This is a genomic window from Pseudomonas sp. St29, from assembly GCF_001547915.1.
In the GTDB taxonomy this organism is placed as follows: Bacteria; Pseudomonadota; Gammaproteobacteria; order Pseudomonadales; family Pseudomonadaceae; genus Aquipseudomonas.
Genome location: NZ_AP014628.1, coordinates 5,378,215 through 5,397,296 on the forward strand (window position 1 = coordinate 5,378,215; position 19,082 = coordinate 5,397,296).

Below are 19,082 nucleotides of genomic sequence, written 5' to 3' on the forward strand. Positions count from 1 at the left end.
GGAAGAGACGTGATTACCGCCCAAGCCTTTTCAACCATACAGGCCATCGAACGCAGCGCCTGGAATGACTGTTTTCCAGAGGCCCTGGAGGATTGGGATTACTACCTGGCCGTAGAAAAAGCCGCCATCGCCGACTTTCAGTGGCGCTACCTGGCGGTCTTCGAGGGCTCGACCCTGGTGGCGGTGGCGCCGGCCTTCACTACCCAGTATCGGCTCGACACCACCGTTTCGGGACTGGCCAAACGCTTTACCGAGCGCCTGGAGCGCCAGTGGCCCGGTGTTCTGCAACTGCGCCTGTACGCCATCGGTTCGCCGGTGGCCGAACAGTGCAACGCCGGCACCGCCAGCCATGTCCCGCCCCAGCGCCGCCAGGCCTTGCTTGAAGAACTGCTGAAACTGGCCCGGCGCGACGCCGACAGCTTTGGCATCGGCCTGCTGGCGGTCAAGGACGCCCCCAGCCACGATCAGCAATGGGCCGACAGCTGCCTGGCCGCCGGCCTGCAAGCCATGCCCAGCCTGCCCACCGCCTTGCTGCCCGTGCCCTTCGCCTCGATCGACGCGTACCTGGGCACCCTGGGCAAATCCACCCGCAAGGACCTGCGCCGCAAACTCCGGGCCCCGGGACCGCGCATCGAATGGCGGCGGCAGATCGACGACGTGCTGCCGGACATCATGCGCCTGTACGAAGCGACCCTGAACCGCAGCGACCTGCAGTTCGAACGCCTGCCGGCGGACTACTTCACGGCGATCCTGGAGCAGTTGGGCGATCGCGCCGCCTGCGTCCTGTACTGGGTCGGCGAGCAGTTGGTGGCGTTCAACCTGATCCTCATCGACCAGCATCGGCTGATCGACAAGTTCTTCGCCCACGACCTCAATGTCAGTCGCGAGCACAACCTGTATTTCCGCAGTTGGCTGGCCAATGTCGACTACTGCATCCAGCAACGGATTCCGCTCTACGAGTGCGGCCAGGCGGGCTATGCCAGCAAACTGCGCCTGGGTTGCCGCTTCACCGGTAACATGCTGTTTTTCCGCCACCGCAATCCGTTGCTCAATGCCCTGCTCAAAGTGATAAAACGCTTTGTTCGCCCGGATCGCTCCGACCCCGCCATGGCTGCTGCAATAAGCGAAAGTACATGACCAGAAAAGATCGTCGCCCGCCTCGCCCCTTCGCCATCTCCCGCTGGAGCCTGCAGCGCAAGCTGGTGCTGGCCTTCTGGCTGGTCAGTGTGATCCCCACCATGATCGCGGCTGAGCTGGCGGCCACCACGCTGTCGGAAATCTTCGACAGCAACGTGCGGATCTGGCTGCAGGAGTCGACCAAGATCGTCGAGGACGAGATCACCGAGATCCTGCGTGACAACGCCCGGATCGCCCAGCTGTTCCTGCGCTACACCCGCCCGCCCACCGATCGCAATGCGGCCAAGCACGACAAGCTCACTGCCGACATCGCCGACTCCATGGGCATCGACGTGGTGGCGCTGATTCGCAAGAACGACCACAAAGTGATGTTCACCACCGCCGCCGATGACGTGGTGGGGCAGATCAGCACCGCCTCCAATGCCGTGCTGCAGACGATCCAGGTGGGCGGTGTGGCCACCGGCGCGGTGGTCTCGACCTTCCAGACCCAGCTGGACGGCGTCGACTATCAGCTGTTGATCGCCACCTACCTGGACGCCAGCTTCCTCACCAGCGTGGCCGACGTGCACTCCCTGGACCTGCGCCTGTACCTGGCCAAGGCCGATGACTTCTCCGAGATTTTCGCCACCCAGCGCTTCGAGGATCACCCCCCGCGGGTGCCGCACAAGATCGAAGACATCCTGCGCGCCACGCGCCAGCCCACCGAACAGTTCACCAGCCGCTACAGCGGCCTGTACCGACCGATCTTCAATGACAGCGGCGACCTGGTGGGGGTGATTTTCAGCGGATTGCTGCGCCACAGCAGCCTGGTGGGCCTGGTCAACCAGAGCAACCTGTTCATCCTGATCTTTCTCCTCAGCTCGGCGGCCTCGCTGTGTGTCGGCTGGCTGGTGTCGCAACGCCTGACCCGGCCGCTGCGGGGCCTGTCCAAGGGCGTCCAGGCGGTGATTGCCGGCGACTACCGGCAACGGGTGCCGGTGATCGGTGGCGACGAACTGGCGGAGCTGAGCAGCACCTTCAACCACATGACCGAACGTCTCGGCGAACTGCAGCACCTGGAAGCCCAGTTGCGTCGCCGGGACCGCCTGCACGCCCTGGGCGAAGTGGCCATGGGCCTGGCCCACGAGATCCGCAATCCCCTGGGCATCATCAAGACCGCCACCCAACTGCTGCACCGCCGGGCCAACCTGCCGGAAAACGACAAGCGCCACCTGGAATACGTGATCAGCGAGGTCAGCCGGATCAATGACCTGATCACCGAGTTCCTCGACTTCGCCAAGCCCAGCGCACCGATCCGCGCCACCCAGCCGGCGCGCCCCTTACTGGAAGAGTTGCTGGGCTTCTGCGCCCCGGAACTGGCGACCCACAACATCGACGCGCGCATCGATGACCAGGCCCCCGGCGCGACCATCCACGCCGACGCCCGGCAGCTCAAGCAGGCCTGCCTGAACCTGATCCTCAACGCCATCGACGCCATGCCCGAGGGCGGCCGCCTGACCCTGGGCATCGCCCAGCAGGAAGACGAAACCATCATCAGCGTCAGCGACACCGGCCAGGGCATCGAGCCGGACATGCTGGAGCGCATTTTCACCCCATTCGTCACCACCAAGGCCTCGGGCACCGGCCTGGGATTGGCTAAAGTCTTCTCGATCATGGAAAGCCATGACGGCCATATCGAGTGCGTCAGCGAAAAAGATGCCGGCGCCACCTTCAGCCTGTACATTCCGGCCAACGGTGAAGAGGACGACGAGGACAGTGATGACGCATAACCTGCTGGTGGTCGACGACGAACCGAAACTCTGCGACCTGCTGTCCTCGGCCCTGAGCCAGGACGGCATTCAGGTGTTCACCGCAAGCAACGGCCTGCACGCCCTCAAGGTGCTGGAGCAGGAGGACATCGACCTGGTGATCAGCGACTGGCGCATGCCGGGCATGGACGGGCCGCAGTTGCTGGGGGAAATCAAGCAGCGCTACCCGAATCTGCCAGTGATCGTGATGACCGCCTACAGCACGGTGAAGAACGCCGTGCAGTCCATGCGCAACGGCGCCTACGACTACATCGCCAAGCCGTTCGATATCGACGAGCTGGACATCACCGTCAGCAAGGCCCTGCAGTTTCGCGACATTCTCAAAGACAACCAGCGCATGCGCGCCGAACTCGACGAACACCAGCAGTTCGACAGTCTGGTGGGCGACAGCCCGACCTTTCGCCAGGTGCTGCAGGCGGTGGACTCGGTGCGCGACAGCAATGCCACCATCCTCCTGACCGGAGAAAGCGGCACCGGCAAGGAAATGGTCGCCAGGGCCATCCACAAGCACGGCAATCGCGCCGACAAGCCGTTTGTCGCGGTCAACTGCGCGGCGATTCCCGAGGGCCTGCTGGAAAGCGAGATGTTCGGCCATCGCAAGGGCGCCTTCACCGGCGCCGTGGCCGACCGCGTCGGGCGCTTTCAGCAGGCCGACAAGGGCACCCTGTTCCTCGACGAAGTGGGCGACATGCCCCTGGCCCTGCAGGCCAAGATTCTCCGCGCCCTGCAGGAGCGGGTGATCGAGCCGGTGGGCGACCCGCGAGAGCGCAAGGTCGATGTGCGAGTGATTGCCGCGACCAACAAGAACCTGCTGGAAGCGGTGGCCAACAAGGAATTCCGCGAAGACCTGTACTACCGCCTCAATGTGTTCCCGATCCCCTTGCCGGCGCTGCGCGAGCGGGTCGAGGACATCGCCCCGCTGGCCCGCCACTTCGCCCACAGCCTGGGCGCCGCCGCGGGCAAGCGCATCACCGGCTTCAGCCCGCAGGCGCTACAGGCCATGGCCAGCTACAACTGGCCGGGCAACATTCGCGAACTGCAGAACTGCGTGGAGCGCGCCACCATCGTGGCCCGCGCCTCGGTCATCGAAGAGAGCGACCTGCCGGGCTATCTGTTCGACACCCAGCCCGCGGGAGTCGAAGGCGGCGCACTCCCCGGAGTCGGTGCGCCAGTGCCCAGCGACCTGGATGCAGCCCTGGCGGAGGTGGAACGCAGCTACATCCTCGCAGCCCTCCAGCAGAGCAACGGCGTCCAGGCTGCGGCGGCGCAGATGATCGGCATTTCCGAGCGCAGCTTCTGGTACCGCCTGAAGAAACTCGGCATTCAGGTGGACAAGATCGTTCGCTGACGCGAACAGCGACCATCTGCAAGCTGCAAGCGAAAATCTAGCCGTTTGAGGCTTGGCTCAGAGCATGCGCCCCACTTCCAGTGGTTCGATCTGGGCCCAGTGGGACGTGTCTTCGCGATGGTTTTGCAGGTATGGCAGCACCGCCGCCAGCAAGGGTGCCTTGAAAGCTTCCTGGAAACGATGGGCCAGGCCCGGGATCAGTTTCAACTGACTGCCCTGGATCTGCGCCGCCAGGTGCACACCGTGCATCACCGGCAACAGCGGATCGGCGGTGCCGTGCACCACCAGGGTCGGCACCCGCAGTTGCTTGAGCAGCGCCACCCGGCTCGGCTCGGCGAGGATCGCCATGATCTGGCGCTGAACCCCCTGCGGGTTGAACGCCCGGTCATAGGACAACGCAGCCTGATGCAGCAGAACCTGACGATCATCCGCGACCTTCGGGCTGCCCAGGGCCGCCAGCAGGTCCGCCTGCTGCTCCAGGGCCGCTTCGCGGTTCGGTGCATTGCGCCGGGACAATAACTGCACCAGGGCCGCGTTCGGCGCGGGCAGGCCCTCGGCGCCGGAGCTGGTCATGATCAGGGTCAGGCTCTCGACCCGTTGTGGCGCCATGGCCGCCAGGTGCTGGGCAATCATCCCGCCCATGCTCGCCCCCAGCACATGGAACTGCTCGATGTGCAGGGCATTCATCAGCCCCAGGGCATCGTCGGCCATGTCGGTCAGGGTGTAGGGCGCCGATACCGGCAGGCCCAGCTTGTAGCGCAGCACTTCGAAGGTCAGGTTGGCGCTGGCCGGAGCCTGGCGCCAGGTGGACAGACCGACGTCGCGATTGTCATAGCGAATGACCCGAAAGCCCTGCTGACACAAGGCCATGACCACCTCGTCCGGCCAGTGGATCAATTGCCCGCCCAGCCCCATGACCAGCAACAGCGCCGGATCGGAAGTCCGGCCAATGCTTTGGTAGGCCAGGCTCACCTGTGGCAGGTCGACCCGTTGCGTGGGTACGTTGACATCGCAGCGCGCGGCCGCAAAGGACAGCTGGCCGAGCAATAGCCCGGCCAGCAGGATGACAGTGGAAAACAATCTTGCCCGCATGGAAAACACCGAAACGCAGAACCCCAGTGGAGCGCGAGTCTGATGAACTTCGATGATTCGCGCTGCCACAGTTGCGTGACAGTTTGATGAAGATTGCCCAGCGGTCATCCCTGGCCGACGAAGAGGATCCGGTGATCGCCTTCGCCGGCCAGGGGCTCAGGCCAGCTGGCTGCGCAGCTGGCGGGCGGCGGCCACCATGTTCACCAGGGCCGCTTCGGTTTCCGGCCAGGCGCGGGTCTTGAGGCCACAGTCGGGGTTGACCCACAGACGCTCGGCGGGAATGCGCCGGGCGGCCTTGCTGATCAGCTTGACCATCTCGGCGGTATCCGGCACCCGTGGCGAGTGGATGTCGTACACCCCCGGGCCGATGTCGTTGGGGTAATCGAAGGCCTCGAAGGCTTGCAGCAACTCCATGTCCGAGCGGGAAGTCTCGATGGTGATCACGTCGGCATCCATGGCGGCGATGGCGTCGATCACGTCGTTGAATTCGCTGTAGCACATGTGGGTATGGATCTGGGTTTCATCCTTCACCCCGGAGGCGCTCAGGCGGAAGGCCTGCACCGCCCAATCCAGGTACTCCTGCCATTGCGCCCGGCGCAGGGGCAGGCCTTCGCGGAACGCTGCCTCGTCGATCTGCACGATCTTGATCCCGGCCCGCTCCAGGTCCTGCACTTCATCGCGCAGGGCCAGGGCCAGCTGCTGGGCCTGGACCTTGCGTGACACGTCCTCCCGGGGGAAGGACCACATGAGCATGGTCACCGGGCCTGTGAGCATGCCTTTCATGATCTTGTCGGTGAGGCTCTGGGCGTACTGGATCCAGTCCACGGTCATGGCCCGGGGCCGGCTCAGGTCGCCGTAGATGATCGCCGGCTTGACGCAGCGCGAACCGTAGCTCTGGACCCAGCCGAAGCGGGTGAACAGGTAGCCGTCCAGCTGTTCGGCGAAGTACTCCACCATGTCGTTGCGCTCGGCTTCGCCGTGGACCAGCACGTCCAGGCCCAGGCGCTCCTGAATCTCCACCGCGTGACGGATCTCACGGTGCATGGCGTCGGTGTAGTCATTGAGCGACAGCTTGCCTTGCTTGTAGGCCTGGCGCGCCAGGCGGATCGACGAGGTCTGCGGGAAAGAGCCGATGGTGGTGGTGGGAAAGGCCGGCAGTTGCAGGCGAGCCCGCTGCTGCTCGATGCGTCGGGCAAAGGGCGAGCGACGCTGGCTGTCGGCGGCGCTGATGGCCTCGACCCGCGCCTGGACCTGAGGCTTGTGAATCCGTGGCGAGCGGGCGCGACTGGCCTGGACCGCCCGGCTTTGCGCCAGGGCCGCCTGCACCGCCGGGGCCTGGGGATCGTTCAGGGCATCACGCAGGACCGAGATCTCGCCACATTTCTGCACGGCGAAGGCCAGCCAGCTTTTCAGTTCGGCATCCAGCTGATCTTCCCGGGACAGGTCCACCGGGCTGTGCAGCAGGGAGCAGGAACTGCTGACCCAGAGGTTGTCGCCAAAACGCTCCTGGGCCACCTGCAGCTGTTGCAGGGCCTGCTCCAGTTCGCAGCGCCAGACGTTGCGCCCGTTGACCAGCCCCACCGAAAGAATCTTGTAGGTCGGCAGCCGGTCCAGGACCTGGCCCAGTTGTTCAGGGGCCCGCACCGCGTCGATGTGCAAGCCGTCCACCGGCAGGCCCACCGCCAGGCCAAGGTTGTCTTCCAAGCCGCTGAAGTAGGTGGCCACCAGCTTTTTCAAGGGCGAGTACTGAAGGATGTGGTAAGCCCGCTCGAAGGCGCTTTTCCATTCCTGGGGCAGGTCGAGGGTCAGGATCGGCTCGTCGATCTGCACCCATTCCACGCCCTGGGCCTTGAGCCGGTTGAGGATCTCGCCGTACAGCGGCAACAGGCGCTCCAGCAGATCGAGCTTGTTAAAGGCGTTGCCCTTGGCCTTGCCCAGCCACAGGTAGGTCAAGGGGCCGATGATCACCGGCTTGACCTGATGCCCCAGGGCATGGGCCTCTTCGACCTCGTCGAACAACTGCTCCCAGCTCAGCTGGAAAGCCTGGTCGGCGCTGAATTCAGGCACCAGATAGTGGTAGTTGGTGTCGAACCACTTGGTCAGTTCCTGGGCGTATTGCGCCTGCCCCTGCTCGCCGCAGCAACCGCTGGACGCGCCGCGGGCCATGGCGAACAGGGTGTCCAGGGTCGGGCGGCCCTGAGCATCGCGCAGGTTGTCGAAGCGCTCGGGAATCACTCCAAAGGTCAGGGAGTGGGTGAGCACCTGGTCGTACCAGGCGAAATCGCCCACCGGCAGCAGGTCGATGCCGGCGTCTTTCTGCAATTGCCAGTGCCGGGCCCGCAGCTCGCGACCAATCCCCTGCAAGGCGGCCTGATCGAGGTCGCCCTTCCAGTGGGACTCAAGGGCTTTTTTCAGTTCGCGGTCAGCGCCGATGCGGGGAAAACCGAGGGTGTGGGCCAGTGCCATGGGAAAGTGCCTCCTTGTAAAAGATGGCGCTATTGTCGACAGCCCGAGCAACATGAGACAAACTCAACCTTTTCGTGTTGATCACAAAATTTACTCATGGAGGAACTGGTGCTCGAAATCCGTCACCTGAAGACCCTGCACGCCCTGCGCGAAGCCGACAGCCTGGTTGAAGCCGCCGAACGCCTGCACCTGACCCAGTCCGCCCTGTCCCATCAGTTCAAGGAACTTGAAGAGCGCCTGGGCATGCCGTTGTTCGTGCGCAAGACCAAACCGGTGCGCTTCACCAGCGCCGGCCTGCGCCTGCTGCAACTGGCGGACGCGACCCTGCCCCTGCTGCGCGGCGCCGAACGGGACATCGCCCGCCTGGCCGGCGGCACCGCCGGCCGCTTGCACATGGCCATCGAATGCCACAGCTGCTTCCAGTGGTTGATGCCGACCATCGATCAGTTTCGCGACGCCTGGCCGGAAGTGGAGCTGGACCTGGCCTCGGGCTTTTCCTTCGCCCCGCTGCCTGCCCTGGCCCGGGGCGACCTGGATCTGGTGGTGACCTCCGATCCGGTGGAATTGACCGGTATCACCTATGTGCCGCTGTTCACCTACGAAGCCATGCTCGCCGTGGCCAACCAGCACGCCCTGGCGAACAGGCCCTACATAGTGCCCGAAGACCTGCTGAACGAAACCTTGATCACCTACCCGGTGGAACGGGACCGCCTGGACATCTTCACCCGCTTCCTGGAACCGGCGGACATCGAGCCGGCGCAGGTGCGCACCTCGGAACTGACGGTGATGATGATGCAGCTGGTGGCCAGCGGCCGCGGTGTGTGCGGCATGCCCCACTGGGCCCTGCATGAATACAGCTCACGGGGCTATGTGAAGGCCAAGCGCCTGGGTGAAAAGGGACTGTTCGCCACGCTGTACGCGGCGGTTCGCGCCGACATGCTGGACGCGCCCTACATGCGTGATTTCCTGCTGACGGCCAAGGACACCTCGTTCTCGACCCTGGACGGTGTCAGCGCGGTACGCTGATCCGCCAGGCACCGGCTGGCCAGCGACCAGGCTCCGCGGCCCGGTTCACGCGTCGACCGGCACTTCCCGCCACATATGGATCTTGTCGAAATAGTCGTCCCCCACGCGCACCGCCTGGGGTTCCAGACCGAACTGGACAAAGCCGCAGCGCCGGTACAAGGACAGCGCCGGGTCATTGCCCGCCGTCACTGTCAGTTGCACCAGGCGCAGTCCTTCATAACGCGCCGCCTCGGCCAGCAGTTGCTGCACCAGTTGCCGGCCCAGGCCGCTGCCACGTTGCTCGGCGGTGACGTAGAGGCCGAACAGGGTCGCCTTGTGCCGGGCCTTTTCCCGCAGCTCGAAGGCCAGGCCGACGATCCCCGCCAGCCGGCCCTGGACAAAGGCTCCGAGCATCAGGTCCAGCTCTCCGTCCAGACGGGCGCCCCACCAGGCCAGGGGCAGCTTCTCGCGCTCCCTGACACTGGAGGTGAACGCCTGGGGATGGCGCTCATAGGCCTCGAGCATCAAGGCCCGGTATTGCTCGGCATCGTCAGGCGTCAGGTGCTGGATCTGCAGGCTCATGCGGGATCGTCAGGGCGTGATAGTCAGTTGGTACGGCGTTGTTCGAACATCAAGCGCACCGCCAGCCCCGCCAGCACGAACCCCATGAAGTAGCGCTGTACCGCGAGCCAGGTCGGGTTGTTGGCGAACCAGGAGGCAATGCCCGCGGCAAACAGCGCGATCAGCAGGTTCACCGAGAAGCTCACGCTGATCTGGGTCATACCGAGAATCAGGCTCTGGGAGAACACCGAACCGTGTTCGGGGTTGATGAACTGGGGAAAGATCGACAGGTAGAACATGGCGATCTTGGGGTTCAGGGCGCTGGTCAGGAACCCCATGGTCACCAGCTTGCGCGGCGAGTCCGCCGGCAGTTGCTGGGCTTCGAACGGCGAGCGGGCGCCCGGCTTGAGCGCCTGCCAGGCCAGCCACAGCAGGTACAGGGCACCGGCCCACTTGAGCACTTCATAGGCCAGGGGCACCGCCATGAACACAGCGGTCAGCCCCAGGGCGGCCGCGAACAGGTGGACAAAGAAACCCGCCACGACGCCCAACAGCGAAGTGACGCCGGCCTTGCGCCCCTGGCAGATCGAACGGGATATCAGGTAGATCATGTTCGGCCCGGGGGTCAGTACCATCAACAGCGACGCGGCAGCGAAGATCAGGAAATCGTGGAGTGGAATCATGGCAGTCCTTGGCGAGCGGGGGGGAGGTCAGGCGAGATCCGCCTGGGCCTGGCGATAAAACGGCAAGATCAGATCCCGTGTCAACGGCGCCAGGAATAAATCGCCATCGCCGGCCGGATCGATCCAGCGCACCTCCTCGATCTCTGCCGCCGGAAGCACCGGTGCATCGATGTGGACCAGAAAGACTTCGGCCTGCACCACATGCCCGGGTTCATTCGCCGCCGGCGCGGAAAACTGCTGCAGGTAGCGAGCCTGGCTCGGGTCGATGCGCAACCCCAGTTCCTCCTCCAGCTCCCGGGCCAGGGCCTGCACCGGCAGCTCGCCGGGCTCGATCTTGCCACCGGGTTGCATGAAGGCCAGGGTGCCGCGCTTGCGCACCAGCAGGGTGTGGCCGTCGGCCCCGATCAACAGGGCCGCGGCGATACGAATCAGGGAAGGTACAGCAACGCAAGACAGCGACATGGGCATCCGAAACCTTGAACAAGAGGGCGCAAGGATCCCATGCCCGGCGGCCGCTCGTCATCCGCCAACAGCGCCTTGACCGACCCGCTGCCGCTCGCCTCAAGCCTGGGCCGGCTGCTCCCGGGGCAGTTTGACGAACACGCTGTAGCGGCCGCCCTCCATGGTTTCAAAGGCGATCAGCTTGTCCACCAGGGGCATGCTCAACACCTTGCCGGCGTTGAGCAGCAGCATGCCGTTGTCGGCATTCAGGTTGCGCGCCAGCACCATGCCCGCCTGCAGCTCCCGGGTGCTCAGGACCTTGACCGAAGGGTCGCCCAGGGTCACGTCGCTCAGGTACACCGAACACACCTGGATGAAGCCTTCCACCAGTTGCGGATCGTACAGCCGGCCGGCGTACTTGCGGATGAACACCAGGGCCTCGTCGCTGTTCATGCGGCGTTCGAGGATCAGCCCGCACTGCAGTTCGACAAAATCCACCGCCAGCTTGAGCAGCCGCGAGCCCAGGGGAATTGCCTCGCCCTTGAGGTGATCGGGAAAGCCCGTGCCGTCCCAGTGCTCCTGATGGTGACGGATCAGACGCGCGGCATCCTGCACCGGTTCCAGGGTCATCAGCAGGGACTCGCTCTGCGCCGGATAGGCCCGATAACGCTCGCGCTCATGGTGATGCAGCAAATCGGCCGGGGTGATCATCATGCTGTCGCTCCAGCTCAGCTTGCCGATGTTGTGCAGGGCCGCGGCCATGGCCAGGTCGCGCTGGGCCACGGCGTCGATGCCCTGGACCTTGCAGTAGGCGCGCACCAGTTCGATGATCCGGCGATTGGTCTGCTTGTCGCTGGGCAGACGCTGGTTCACCAGCAGCGAGAACAGCTCGGCGCCGGTGGCATAACTGTGCTTGAGCTCTTCATAGGCCAGATCGAGCATGTCGGCGGTTTGCTGCAACTCGGCGGTACGGGCCGCAACCCGCTTCTCGAGCAAGGCATTGACCGCCTTGAGCTCGCGATTCTGCTGTTGGGCCAGGGCTTCCAGGCGCTGGCGCTCGCGTTCGGAATGCTGATGGTCCAAGGCCTGGCGCAGGGTCAGCAGCAACTCCTGGTCATCCCAGGGCTTGCTCAGGTAACGGTAGATTTCCCCTTCGTTGATGGCCTTGGCGATCAGCTTCAAGTCCGGATCACCGGTCAGCAGGATGCGCGTGGTGGCCGGATAGTCCTGGTGCATGCGCGCCAGCAGGGTCGCGCCGTCCACCTGCGGCAGATGGGCGGCGCTGATCACCAGGTCCACTTCCTCGTGGGCCATGACCTGCAACGCCTCGCCGGCATCGTGGGCCAGGAACAGGCGGTAGTCATGGGCGCTGAGCAGTTGATGCAGGCGTTGCAGAATGGTGTCCTGGCTATCCACCAGCAGGACCCCGGGCAAGCGTGTGACTGTGGCAACGTTTAGTTCACCCATGAGACACCTCGGGTCACCATCGATGCACATGTCCTTGATGAGTTGGACTGGCAACCGCAATCCCTGTCGCCTGATTCAAGACTAGAAGAATTTCCAGCCCAATGATGGCTTTTTAATGCCATCCATCCGTTGCCAGCGTCCAAGCGCGGCCAGGAGCAGGCGCCGCCCTCAGGCAACGCCCGCCGGCCAGGTCCTCACTTGGCCGCTTTGCCGCTGGAGCCGAATGAAGCGAAACGCTTGTTGAAGCCGGCGATACGGCCTTCGGACTGGGTCTTGCGCTGCTGGCCGGTGTACACCGGGTGCGAGGCGCTGGACACATCCAGGGTCACGTAAGGGTAGGTCTGGCCGTCGCTGTGGGTGTGCGTGCGATCGGTGTCGACGGTGGAGCCGATGAGAAAGAACACGTCAGCGGCGGTGTCGTGAAAAAGCACGGTGCGATAGTCGGGGTGGATGTTGGGTTTCATCGGAGTCTCCAGCGGCTGGGGTAAAAATACTGTTATACAGTAACAATAAAATTCGACTCAAACGAGAATTTATCGCAATAAGATCCTGCAACAATGGTCTAACGCCAGCCCTGATCCGCCGATTCAGGCTTGCCCGCACGGCACTGGCGGGCCAGTATGCTGGCCTGCGACGCTCTGACACAGCCGTGAATTCCTATAAGAAATACCCGCGCAGCTCACCGTCCCAGCCGTTCGGTGGCGCTGTCGATTACCCGTTGCCCAGGCACCTGCTGCCTGATTGAACCGATGAGTCCGAACCAAGGAAACCGTATGAGCCTGTCCCTTCTGAGCCGCTACGCCTTCTTTGCCGCCTGCGTGATGTTCACCCTCGCCAGCCTGCCCTTTCTCGAACACGACTGGCTCTGGCCATTCACCCTGGTCACCGGCCTGCTGAGCCTGCTGGGGATCTTCGATCTGCTGCAAAGCCCGCACGCGGTACGGCGCAACTACCCGATCCTGGGCAATATCCGCTACCTGGTGGAAGGCATCCGTCCGGAGATTCGCCAGTACCTGCTGGAGTCCGACAGCGACGCCCTGCCCTTTTCCCGCGCCCAGCGCTCGCTGGTGTACTCGCGGGCCAAGAACGAAAGCGCCGACAAGCCCTTCGGCACCCTGATCGACGTCTATCAATCGGGCTTCGAGTTCATCGGCCACTCCATGCGTCCGGCGCCCCTGAGCGATCCCAGCAGCTTTCGCGTGACAGTCGGCGGCCCGCAATGCACCCAGCCTTATTCGGCCTCGGTATTCAACATCTCGGCGATGAGCTTCGGCTCCCTCAGCGCCAACGCCATCCGCGCCCTGAACCAGGGCGCCAAGCTCGGCAACTTCGCCCACGACACCGGTGAAGGCAGCATCAGCCCCTACCACCGCGAACACGGCGGCGACCTGACCTGGGAACTGGGCAGCGGCTACTTCGGCTGCCGCACCGCCGACGGTCGCTTCGACCCCGAGCGCTTCGCCACCCAGGCGCAGAACCCGCAAGTGCGGATGATCGAAATCAAGATGAGCCAGGGCGCCAAGCCGGGCCACGGCGGCATCCTGCCCAAGCACAAGGTGACCCAGGAAATTGCCGACACCCGCGGCATCCGCATGGGCGAGGACTGCATTTCGCCATCGAGCCACAGTGCCTTTTCCACCCCGATCGAAATGATGCACTTCATCCAGCAGCTGCGTGAGCTGTCCGGTGGCAAACCGGTGGGCTTCAAGTTCTGCCTGGGCCACCCGTGGGAATTCATGGGCATTGCCAAGGCCATGCTGGAAACCGGCATCCTCCCGGACTTCATCGTGGTCGACGGCAAGGAAGGCGGCACCGGCGCGGCACCGGTGGAATTCACCGACCACATCGGCGCACCGATGCGCGAAGGCCTGCTGTTCGTCCACAACACCCTGGTGGGCCTGAACCTGCGAGACAAGATCAAGCTCGGCGCCAGCGGCAAGATCGTCAGCGCCTTCGACATCGCCAGCGTGCTGGCCATCGGCGCCGACTGGGCCAACTCGGCCCGCGGCTTCATGTTCGCCATCGGCTGCATCCAGTCGCAAAGCTGCCACACCAACAAGTGCCCGACCGGCGTGGCCACCCAGGACAACCTGCGCCAGCGCGCCCTGGTGGTGCCGGACAAGGCCCAGCGGGTCTACAGTTTCCACCGCAATACCCTCAAGGCCCTGGCAGAAATGCTCGCCGCCGCCGGCCTGCAACACCCTTCGCAACTGGAGGCCAAGCACCTGGTGCGGCGCATGTCGGCCACCGAGATCAAGCTGTTCTCCCAGTTGCACGTGTTCCTCAAGCCCGGCGAACTGCTGACCGGCGAGGTCAACGGCGAGTTCTACTCGCGCATGTGGCAACTGGCCCGGGCCGACAGCTTCGAACCCAATACCCAAGCCGCGGCTTAACCCCCTATTGCCCGACGCTGCCCGGTTGCCGGGGAGCGCCGGGCGACAGCCAAGGAAGATTGCAATGCTCAAGGTCATCGCTGAAGACTTCATCCACCCCGAACACCTGGACACCGTGCGCCCGTGGTACGCCGAACTGGTGGAAAAAACCCGCCAGGAACCGCTGTGCATCGCCTACGATCTGTTCGTCGATCAGAAAGACCCCGGGCACTTCATCTTCGTCGAACAGTGGCCGGACCAAGCGGCCCTCGACGCCCACTGCCAGACCGAGCACTTCACCCGCCTGGTGCCGCAGATCAATGCCTTCCAGCGCCGCGAATGCCGCGTGCTGCTGATGGACGAATTCTAGAAAACCCGACCCAGCCCTTGCTTGACCGGACCACCGAAAGCAGCCCCCAGCCTCACTGACCTTTCGGAGATCCGCCATGCCCCTGCTGTCATTCGAACACCTGTCCAGCCAGCTGCCGAGTCCCTGGCACTCCACGCGGGTGGGCCAGGTCGGCCCGGCCCGCATCAAGGTGCTGCGCATGGACCAGCAGCCCCATCCGGAAGAAACCCACGACTACAACGAAGGCCTGCTGGTGACCCAGGGCTGCCTGCGCCTGGGCATTGGCCAGGCCACCGTGGAAGTCCTGGCGGGCCAGATGTACGCCTGGTGGAGGCCGGCCAGCCCCACAGCGTGCTGCCCGGCAGCCACGGCACCCTGGTGATCATCGACGTCTAGCCTGTCCCTCATCGACTCAATCGCGGTAACCACCTGCCCCAAGGTCGGTCCGACCCGAGGGCCCATGCACGGAGAAGCCCATGCCTCGTCGTCTATTTGCAGTGATCGCTCTAGTGATGTCTTTCAACAGCGCCTATGCCGGCGAACGCTGGCAGACCCTGCCGCCCACACCCGCGCCGGTGGCCGGGGCGCAAGCCGGGTATGCCGAGGTCAACGGCATCCGCCTCTACTACAGCAAGCTCGGCCACGGCTCGCCGGTGGTGCTGCTGCATGGCGGCCTGGGCAATGCCGACTACTGGGGGCTGCAGGCCAAGGCCCTGGCCGCCCGGCACACGGTGATCAGCGTCGACAGCCGCGGCCACGGGCGCAGCACCCGAGATGCCCGGCCCTACGGCTACGACCTGATGGCCGATGACGTGATCGCCCTGCTGGATCAACTGAAGATCCCTCGCGCCGACTTCGTCGGCTGGAGCGACGGCGCGATCCTCGGCCTGGACCTGGCCATGCGTTATCCGCAGCGGGTCGGCAAGGTCTTCGCCTACGCCGCCAACACCCAGACCTCCGGGGTCAAGGAAGGCGTGGAGAACAACCCGACCTTCGCCGCCTACATCGAGCGGGCCGGCCGGGAATACGCCCGACTGTCACCGACACCCAAGGAGTACCCGGCCTTTGTCGAGCAGATCGGCCACATGTGGGCCAGCCAACCGAACTGGAGCGACGCCGACCTGGCGCGGATCAAAACGCCGGTGCTGATCGTCGATGGCGACCACGATGAAGCCATCAAGCGCGAGCACACCCAGTACATGGCCGCGACCATTCCCGGCGCCGGACTGCTGATTCTGCCGAACGTCAGTCACTTCGCCTTTCTCCAGGACCCGGGCCTGTTCAATGCGGCCCTGGAGCACTTCCTCGACGAAAAATAGCCCGGCACTCGCCTTCGGCTACGGCCACGGATGCCCCCCTTAGCGGGGACATCCATGCACGCAATAATGCATTTATGCATCATTAAATTGCATAAACGCATAAATCCTCTAAGGTTGTCTACAGACCCGATCAGCGCCGGCCATCGAGGCTGGCACGGCGCAGCAACAGCTCGCCGGGTCCGGCTACTGACCGTAGCCGACACGTTACAGCGACCCAGCCGGAGGCTGGTTTTCATTCATGGAGGATGAACATGTTAAGTAGCAACCTGACCCCCAGCGGCACTCTCCAGGCCCTGCCCCAGTGCCTGGCCGATACGCTGCTGGACCCGCAACTGAGCGAAGTCGATCCCCGCTCCGAAGCGGCGCCCCAGGCCGCTGCCCGGCTGAATTTCAGCGTGCAGCCGCAAACCCAGAGCAACTGGTGCTGGGCCGCCCTGTCCGCTTCGGTCGGCAACTATTACGGCACCGGGTCCTGGACCCAATGCGCAGTGGCCAATGCCGAGCTGGGCCGCAACTCCTGTTGCAGCCAGCCCGGGCCGTGCAACGTCTACGGCTACCTGGACTCGGCCCTGCGCACCACCCGCTGCTATGGCGGCATGCGCGAAGACCGGATGCAGATGCCGGCCATCGACAACCAGCTGGGCATGGGCCGCCCCGTGGGCCTGCGCTGCGCCTGGTACGGCGGCGGCGCGCATTTCCTGACGATCTACGGCAGCGACGGCGGCTACCTTCTGGTGGCGGACTCGATCTACGGCTACTCGACACGCGCCCTGAACAGCTTCCCCGCCTCCTACAACGGCGGCGGCTACTGGACCCACACCTACTTCACCCGGAAAAACTAGGAGGCGTCATGCAACTGACTTACCCCAAGGCACCTGTCGATGGCGTCCAGCACCTGCGTTCGGCACTCCAGGCGGCCCTGCAGACCCAGGGTTTCGGCATCAACCGCGGGTTTGCCCAGGCCCGCGCCGGCAACCTGAAGCTGTCCCAGGCCTTTCGCGGCTACACCCTGGGCCTGGAGGACCTGGCCCAGGGCAAAGGGCTGGCCGAGGCCAAGGCCGGTGACTGGCACTACCTGGTGTTCGATGCCGGGGTGTCGATCGCCGATGCGCAGTTGAGCGAGGTGGCCGGCAAGCTCGGCTTCTCGGCGCTGAACCACGGTGCCCTGGCGGCGTCCGTGGTGAGTGCCCTGGAACTTGCCGAGCAGGCTCCCCAGCTGCAGGGCCAAAGCCATGAGCTGCGCTTGCTGTTCGTCCCGGCTCTGCAAATGACCGCGATCTGGCTGCACGGCGGCGACCAGGATCAGCTGATTCCCATCGAACCCACGCCGAAAACCCTGGCCAACCGGCAGCTCTACAGCGAGACAGCGTTGCTGGCCCTGCTGACGCCCCCGGCACAACAGGCCAAGGCCATCTTCGACGCCGATCGCAGCGGCACCCTGGGCGGCTGACCCGGGCAAAAAAAATCCGGCGGCCTTGGCAGGCCGCCGGATGGCGTGTCTCAGCTTTTCAGCCGGGGATGTTCAAGCCAGCCGCATCCCCGCAGCACCCCTCAGGACGCCGAGCGTACCGCCCCTTGCTGGACATTGGTCGGTTGCAGCTTGAACAGGTAGAACAGCACGGTCAGCAGCACCAGGAACGCCGGGCCGACGTACAGCGCCACGCGGGTGTCCGGGAAGTAGGCCATCAGCCCCACCACCAGCACCAGGAACGCCAGGGCCAGGTAGGAACTGACCGGGTACAGCCACATGCGGTACTTCAACGCGGCACGCTCGCTCGGGCTCAGGCCCTTGCGGAACTTGAGCTGGGCCAGCAGGATCATCACCCAGGTCCAGATCGCACCGAAGGTGGCGATCGACGTCACCCAGACGAACACCTTCTCCGGCACCAGGTAGTTCAGCAGCACGCCCAGCAGCAAGGCGAAGATCGACAGCAGCAGCGCGCGACGCGGCACGCCGTTGTTCGAGGTCTTGGCGAAGCCGGCCGGGGCCTGGCCGTTCTGCGCCAGGCTGTAGAGCATGCGCCCGGTGCTGAAGATGCCGCCGTTGCAGGACGACAGCGCGGCGGTGATCACCACGAAGTTGATGATGCCGGCGGCGGTCTTGATGCCCAGACGCTCGAAGGTCATCACGAACGGGCTGCCCTGGGTGCCGATCTCGTTCCACGGGTAGATCGACAGGATCACGAACAGCGCGCCCACGTAGAACAGCAGGATGCGCCAGAACACCGAGCCGATGGCATTGGGAATGGTCTTCTGCGGGTTGCGCGCTTCACCGGCGGTGAGGCCGATCATCTCTACGCCCAGGTAGGCGAACATCACCATCTGCAGCGACATCAGCACGCCGGTCACGCCATTGGGCATGAAGCCGCCGTGGGTCCACAGGTTGGAGATCCCCAGGGCCACGCCATCGTTGCCGAAGCCGAAGGCAATGATGCCGACACCGCCGATGACCATGGCGATGATGGTGACGATCTTGATCAGGGCAAACCAGAACTCGAACTCACCGAAGGCCTTGACCGCGATCAGGTTGATCGAGCCCATGCTCACCAGGGCCGCCAGGGCCCAGATCCAGCGCGGCACATCGGGGAACCAGATGCCCATGTACACCGCCACCGCGGTGATTTCCGCGACGCAGGTCACCAGCCACAGGAACCAGTAGTTCCAGCCGGTGAGAAAACCCGCCAATGGACCCAGGTAGTCTTGTGCGTAACGGCTGAAGGAACCGGCGACCGGGTTGTGCACCGCCATCTCGCCGAGGGCGCGCATGATCACCAGGATCGCCAGGCCGCCGATGATGTAGGACAGCATGATGGCCGGGCCGGCCATTTCGATGGCCTTGGCCGAGCCCAGGAACAGGCCGACACCAATGCAGGCGCCCAGGGCCATCAAGCGAATATGCCGTTCACCCAGTTCGCGTTTCAGCGGACCGCCCTGAGCGGACTCGCCGTGGGGCAGTTGGTTGCCAACTGACATAGAGATACAACCTCATTTTGTTATTGGATATGAACCACCGAGTCTGCGAAGCCGTGGCGGA

Annotated in this window: 17 protein-coding genes and 1 pseudogene; 10 read left to right on the forward strand and 8 right to left on the reverse strand. The window is 64.4% G+C overall.

What is annotated here, in order from left to right:
- Positions 1 to 9: 9 nt before the first annotated feature.
- From PST29_RS23840 to PST29_RS23850, 3 genes are read left to right on the forward strand one after another with little or no spacing between them, the layout of a single operon-like run.
- Entirely contained in the window at positions 10 to 1,137 is a 1,128-nt protein-coding gene (locus PST29_RS23840; protein WP_060844479.1) for a GNAT family N-acetyltransferase, read from the forward strand.
- Entirely contained in the window at positions 1,134 to 2,906 is a 1,773-nt protein-coding gene (locus PST29_RS23845; RefSeq protein WP_060840819.1) for a sensor histidine kinase, read from the forward strand. The genes PST29_RS23840 and PST29_RS23845 overlap by 4 nt, the downstream gene beginning before the upstream one ends.
- A complete protein-coding gene (locus PST29_RS23850; protein WP_060840820.1) occupies positions 2,896 to 4,293 on the forward strand; it encodes a sigma-54-dependent transcriptional regulator in 1,398 nt (465 codons plus the stop codon). Before PST29_RS23845 ends, PST29_RS23850 begins: the two co-directional genes overlap by 11 nt.
- Positions 4,294 to 4,350: 57 nt before the next feature.
- On the opposite strand, the gene PST29_RS23855 is transcribed toward PST29_RS23850, so the two are convergent.
- Together PST29_RS23855 and metE are read right to left on the reverse strand one after the other, a co-directional pair.
- A complete protein-coding gene (locus tag PST29_RS23855) occupies positions 4,351 to 5,385 on the reverse strand; it encodes an alpha/beta fold hydrolase (protein WP_060840821.1) in 1,035 nt (344 codons plus the stop codon).
- 156 nt (positions 5,386 to 5,541) lie between these two features.
- Entirely contained in the window at positions 5,542 to 7,851 is a 2,310-nt protein-coding gene (gene metE / locus PST29_RS23860) for a 5-methyltetrahydropteroyltriglutamate--homocysteine S-methyltransferase (RefSeq protein ID WP_060844480.1), read from the reverse strand.
- 108 nt (positions 7,852 to 7,959) lie between these two features.
- On the opposite strand from metE, the gene metR reads away from it, so the two are divergent.
- Entirely contained in the window at positions 7,960 to 8,877 is a 918-nt protein-coding gene (gene metR / locus PST29_RS23865) for a transcriptional regulator MetR (RefSeq protein ID WP_060842009.1), read from the forward strand.
- Positions 8,878 to 8,922: 45 nt separating this feature from the next.
- On the opposite strand, the gene PST29_RS23870 is transcribed toward metR, so the two are convergent.
- From PST29_RS23870 to PST29_RS23890, 5 genes are all read right to left on the reverse strand, one after another.
- The gene (locus tag PST29_RS23870; RefSeq protein WP_060845173.1) at positions 8,923 to 9,432 is read right to left on the reverse strand and encodes a GNAT family N-acetyltransferase; all 510 of its coding nucleotides are present in this window, start codon (positions 9,430 to 9,432) and stop codon (positions 8,923 to 8,925) included.
- Between the two features lie 29 nt (positions 9,433 to 9,461).
- A complete protein-coding gene (locus PST29_RS23875) occupies positions 9,462 to 10,100 on the reverse strand; it encodes a LysE family translocator (protein WP_060840824.1) in 639 nt (212 codons plus the stop codon).
- Positions 10,101 to 10,127: 27 nt separating this feature from the next.
- Positions 10,128 to 10,562 (reverse strand): NUDIX hydrolase, encoded by a 435-nt coding sequence (locus PST29_RS23880; RefSeq protein ID WP_060840825.1) that lies wholly within the window; start codon positions 10,560 to 10,562, stop codon positions 10,128 to 10,130.
- Between the two features lie 99 nt (positions 10,563 to 10,661).
- Positions 10,662 to 12,008, reverse strand: a complete 1,347-nt coding sequence (locus tag PST29_RS23885; RefSeq protein ID WP_060844481.1) for an HD domain-containing phosphohydrolase — start codon at positions 12,006 to 12,008, stop codon at positions 10,662 to 10,664.
- A 194-nt stretch (positions 12,009 to 12,202) separates the two neighbouring features.
- Positions 12,203 to 12,472 carry a type B 50S ribosomal protein L31 gene (locus PST29_RS23890; protein WP_060844482.1) on the reverse strand — a complete coding sequence of 90 codons (270 nt, stop codon included), beginning with the start codon at positions 12,470 to 12,472 and terminating at the stop codon, positions 12,203 to 12,205.
- A 309-nt stretch (positions 12,473 to 12,781) separates the two neighbouring features.
- Here PST29_RS23890 and PST29_RS23895 point away from each other — a divergent pair, with 309 nt between their 5' ends.
- The 6 genes and pseudogenes from PST29_RS23895 (at position 12,782) to PST29_RS23920 (ending at position 17,498) form a co-directional block, all read left to right on the forward strand.
- The gene (locus PST29_RS23895) at positions 12,782 to 14,401 is read left to right on the forward strand and encodes an FMN-binding glutamate synthase family protein (protein ID WP_060844483.1); all 1,620 of its coding nucleotides are present in this window, start codon (positions 12,782 to 12,784) and stop codon (positions 14,399 to 14,401) included.
- A gap of 64 nt (positions 14,402 to 14,465) precedes the next feature.
- A complete protein-coding gene (locus PST29_RS23900; RefSeq protein ID WP_060840829.1) occupies positions 14,466 to 14,750 on the forward strand; it encodes a putative quinol monooxygenase in 285 nt (94 codons plus the stop codon).
- 76 nt (positions 14,751 to 14,826) lie between these two features.
- Positions 14,827 to 15,125: pseudogene (locus tag PST29_RS23905) on the forward strand (cupin domain-containing protein).
- Between the two features lie 80 nt (positions 15,126 to 15,205).
- On the forward strand, positions 15,206 to 16,048 hold the full coding sequence (locus PST29_RS23910) for an alpha/beta fold hydrolase (protein WP_060844484.1): 843 nt from the start codon (positions 15,206 to 15,208) through the stop codon (positions 16,046 to 16,048).
- 251 nt (positions 16,049 to 16,299) lie between these two features.
- Positions 16,300 to 16,890 (forward strand): papain-like cysteine protease family protein, encoded by a 591-nt coding sequence (locus PST29_RS23915; protein ID WP_060844485.1) that lies wholly within the window; start codon positions 16,300 to 16,302, stop codon positions 16,888 to 16,890.
- Positions 16,891 to 16,898: 8 nt separating this feature from the next.
- On the forward strand, positions 16,899 to 17,498 hold the full coding sequence (locus PST29_RS23920) for a hypothetical protein (RefSeq protein ID WP_060840833.1): 600 nt from the start codon (positions 16,899 to 16,901) through the stop codon (positions 17,496 to 17,498).
- A 101-nt stretch (positions 17,499 to 17,599) separates the two neighbouring features.
- Here PST29_RS23920 and PST29_RS23925 read toward each other — a convergent pair whose 3' ends face one another.
- Positions 17,600 to 19,021: an amino acid permease gene (locus tag PST29_RS23925; RefSeq protein ID WP_016968550.1), complete on the reverse strand. Its 1,422-nt coding sequence runs from the start codon at positions 19,019 to 19,021 to the stop codon at positions 17,600 to 17,602.
- Between the last annotated feature and the right edge of the window lie 61 nt (positions 19,022 to 19,082).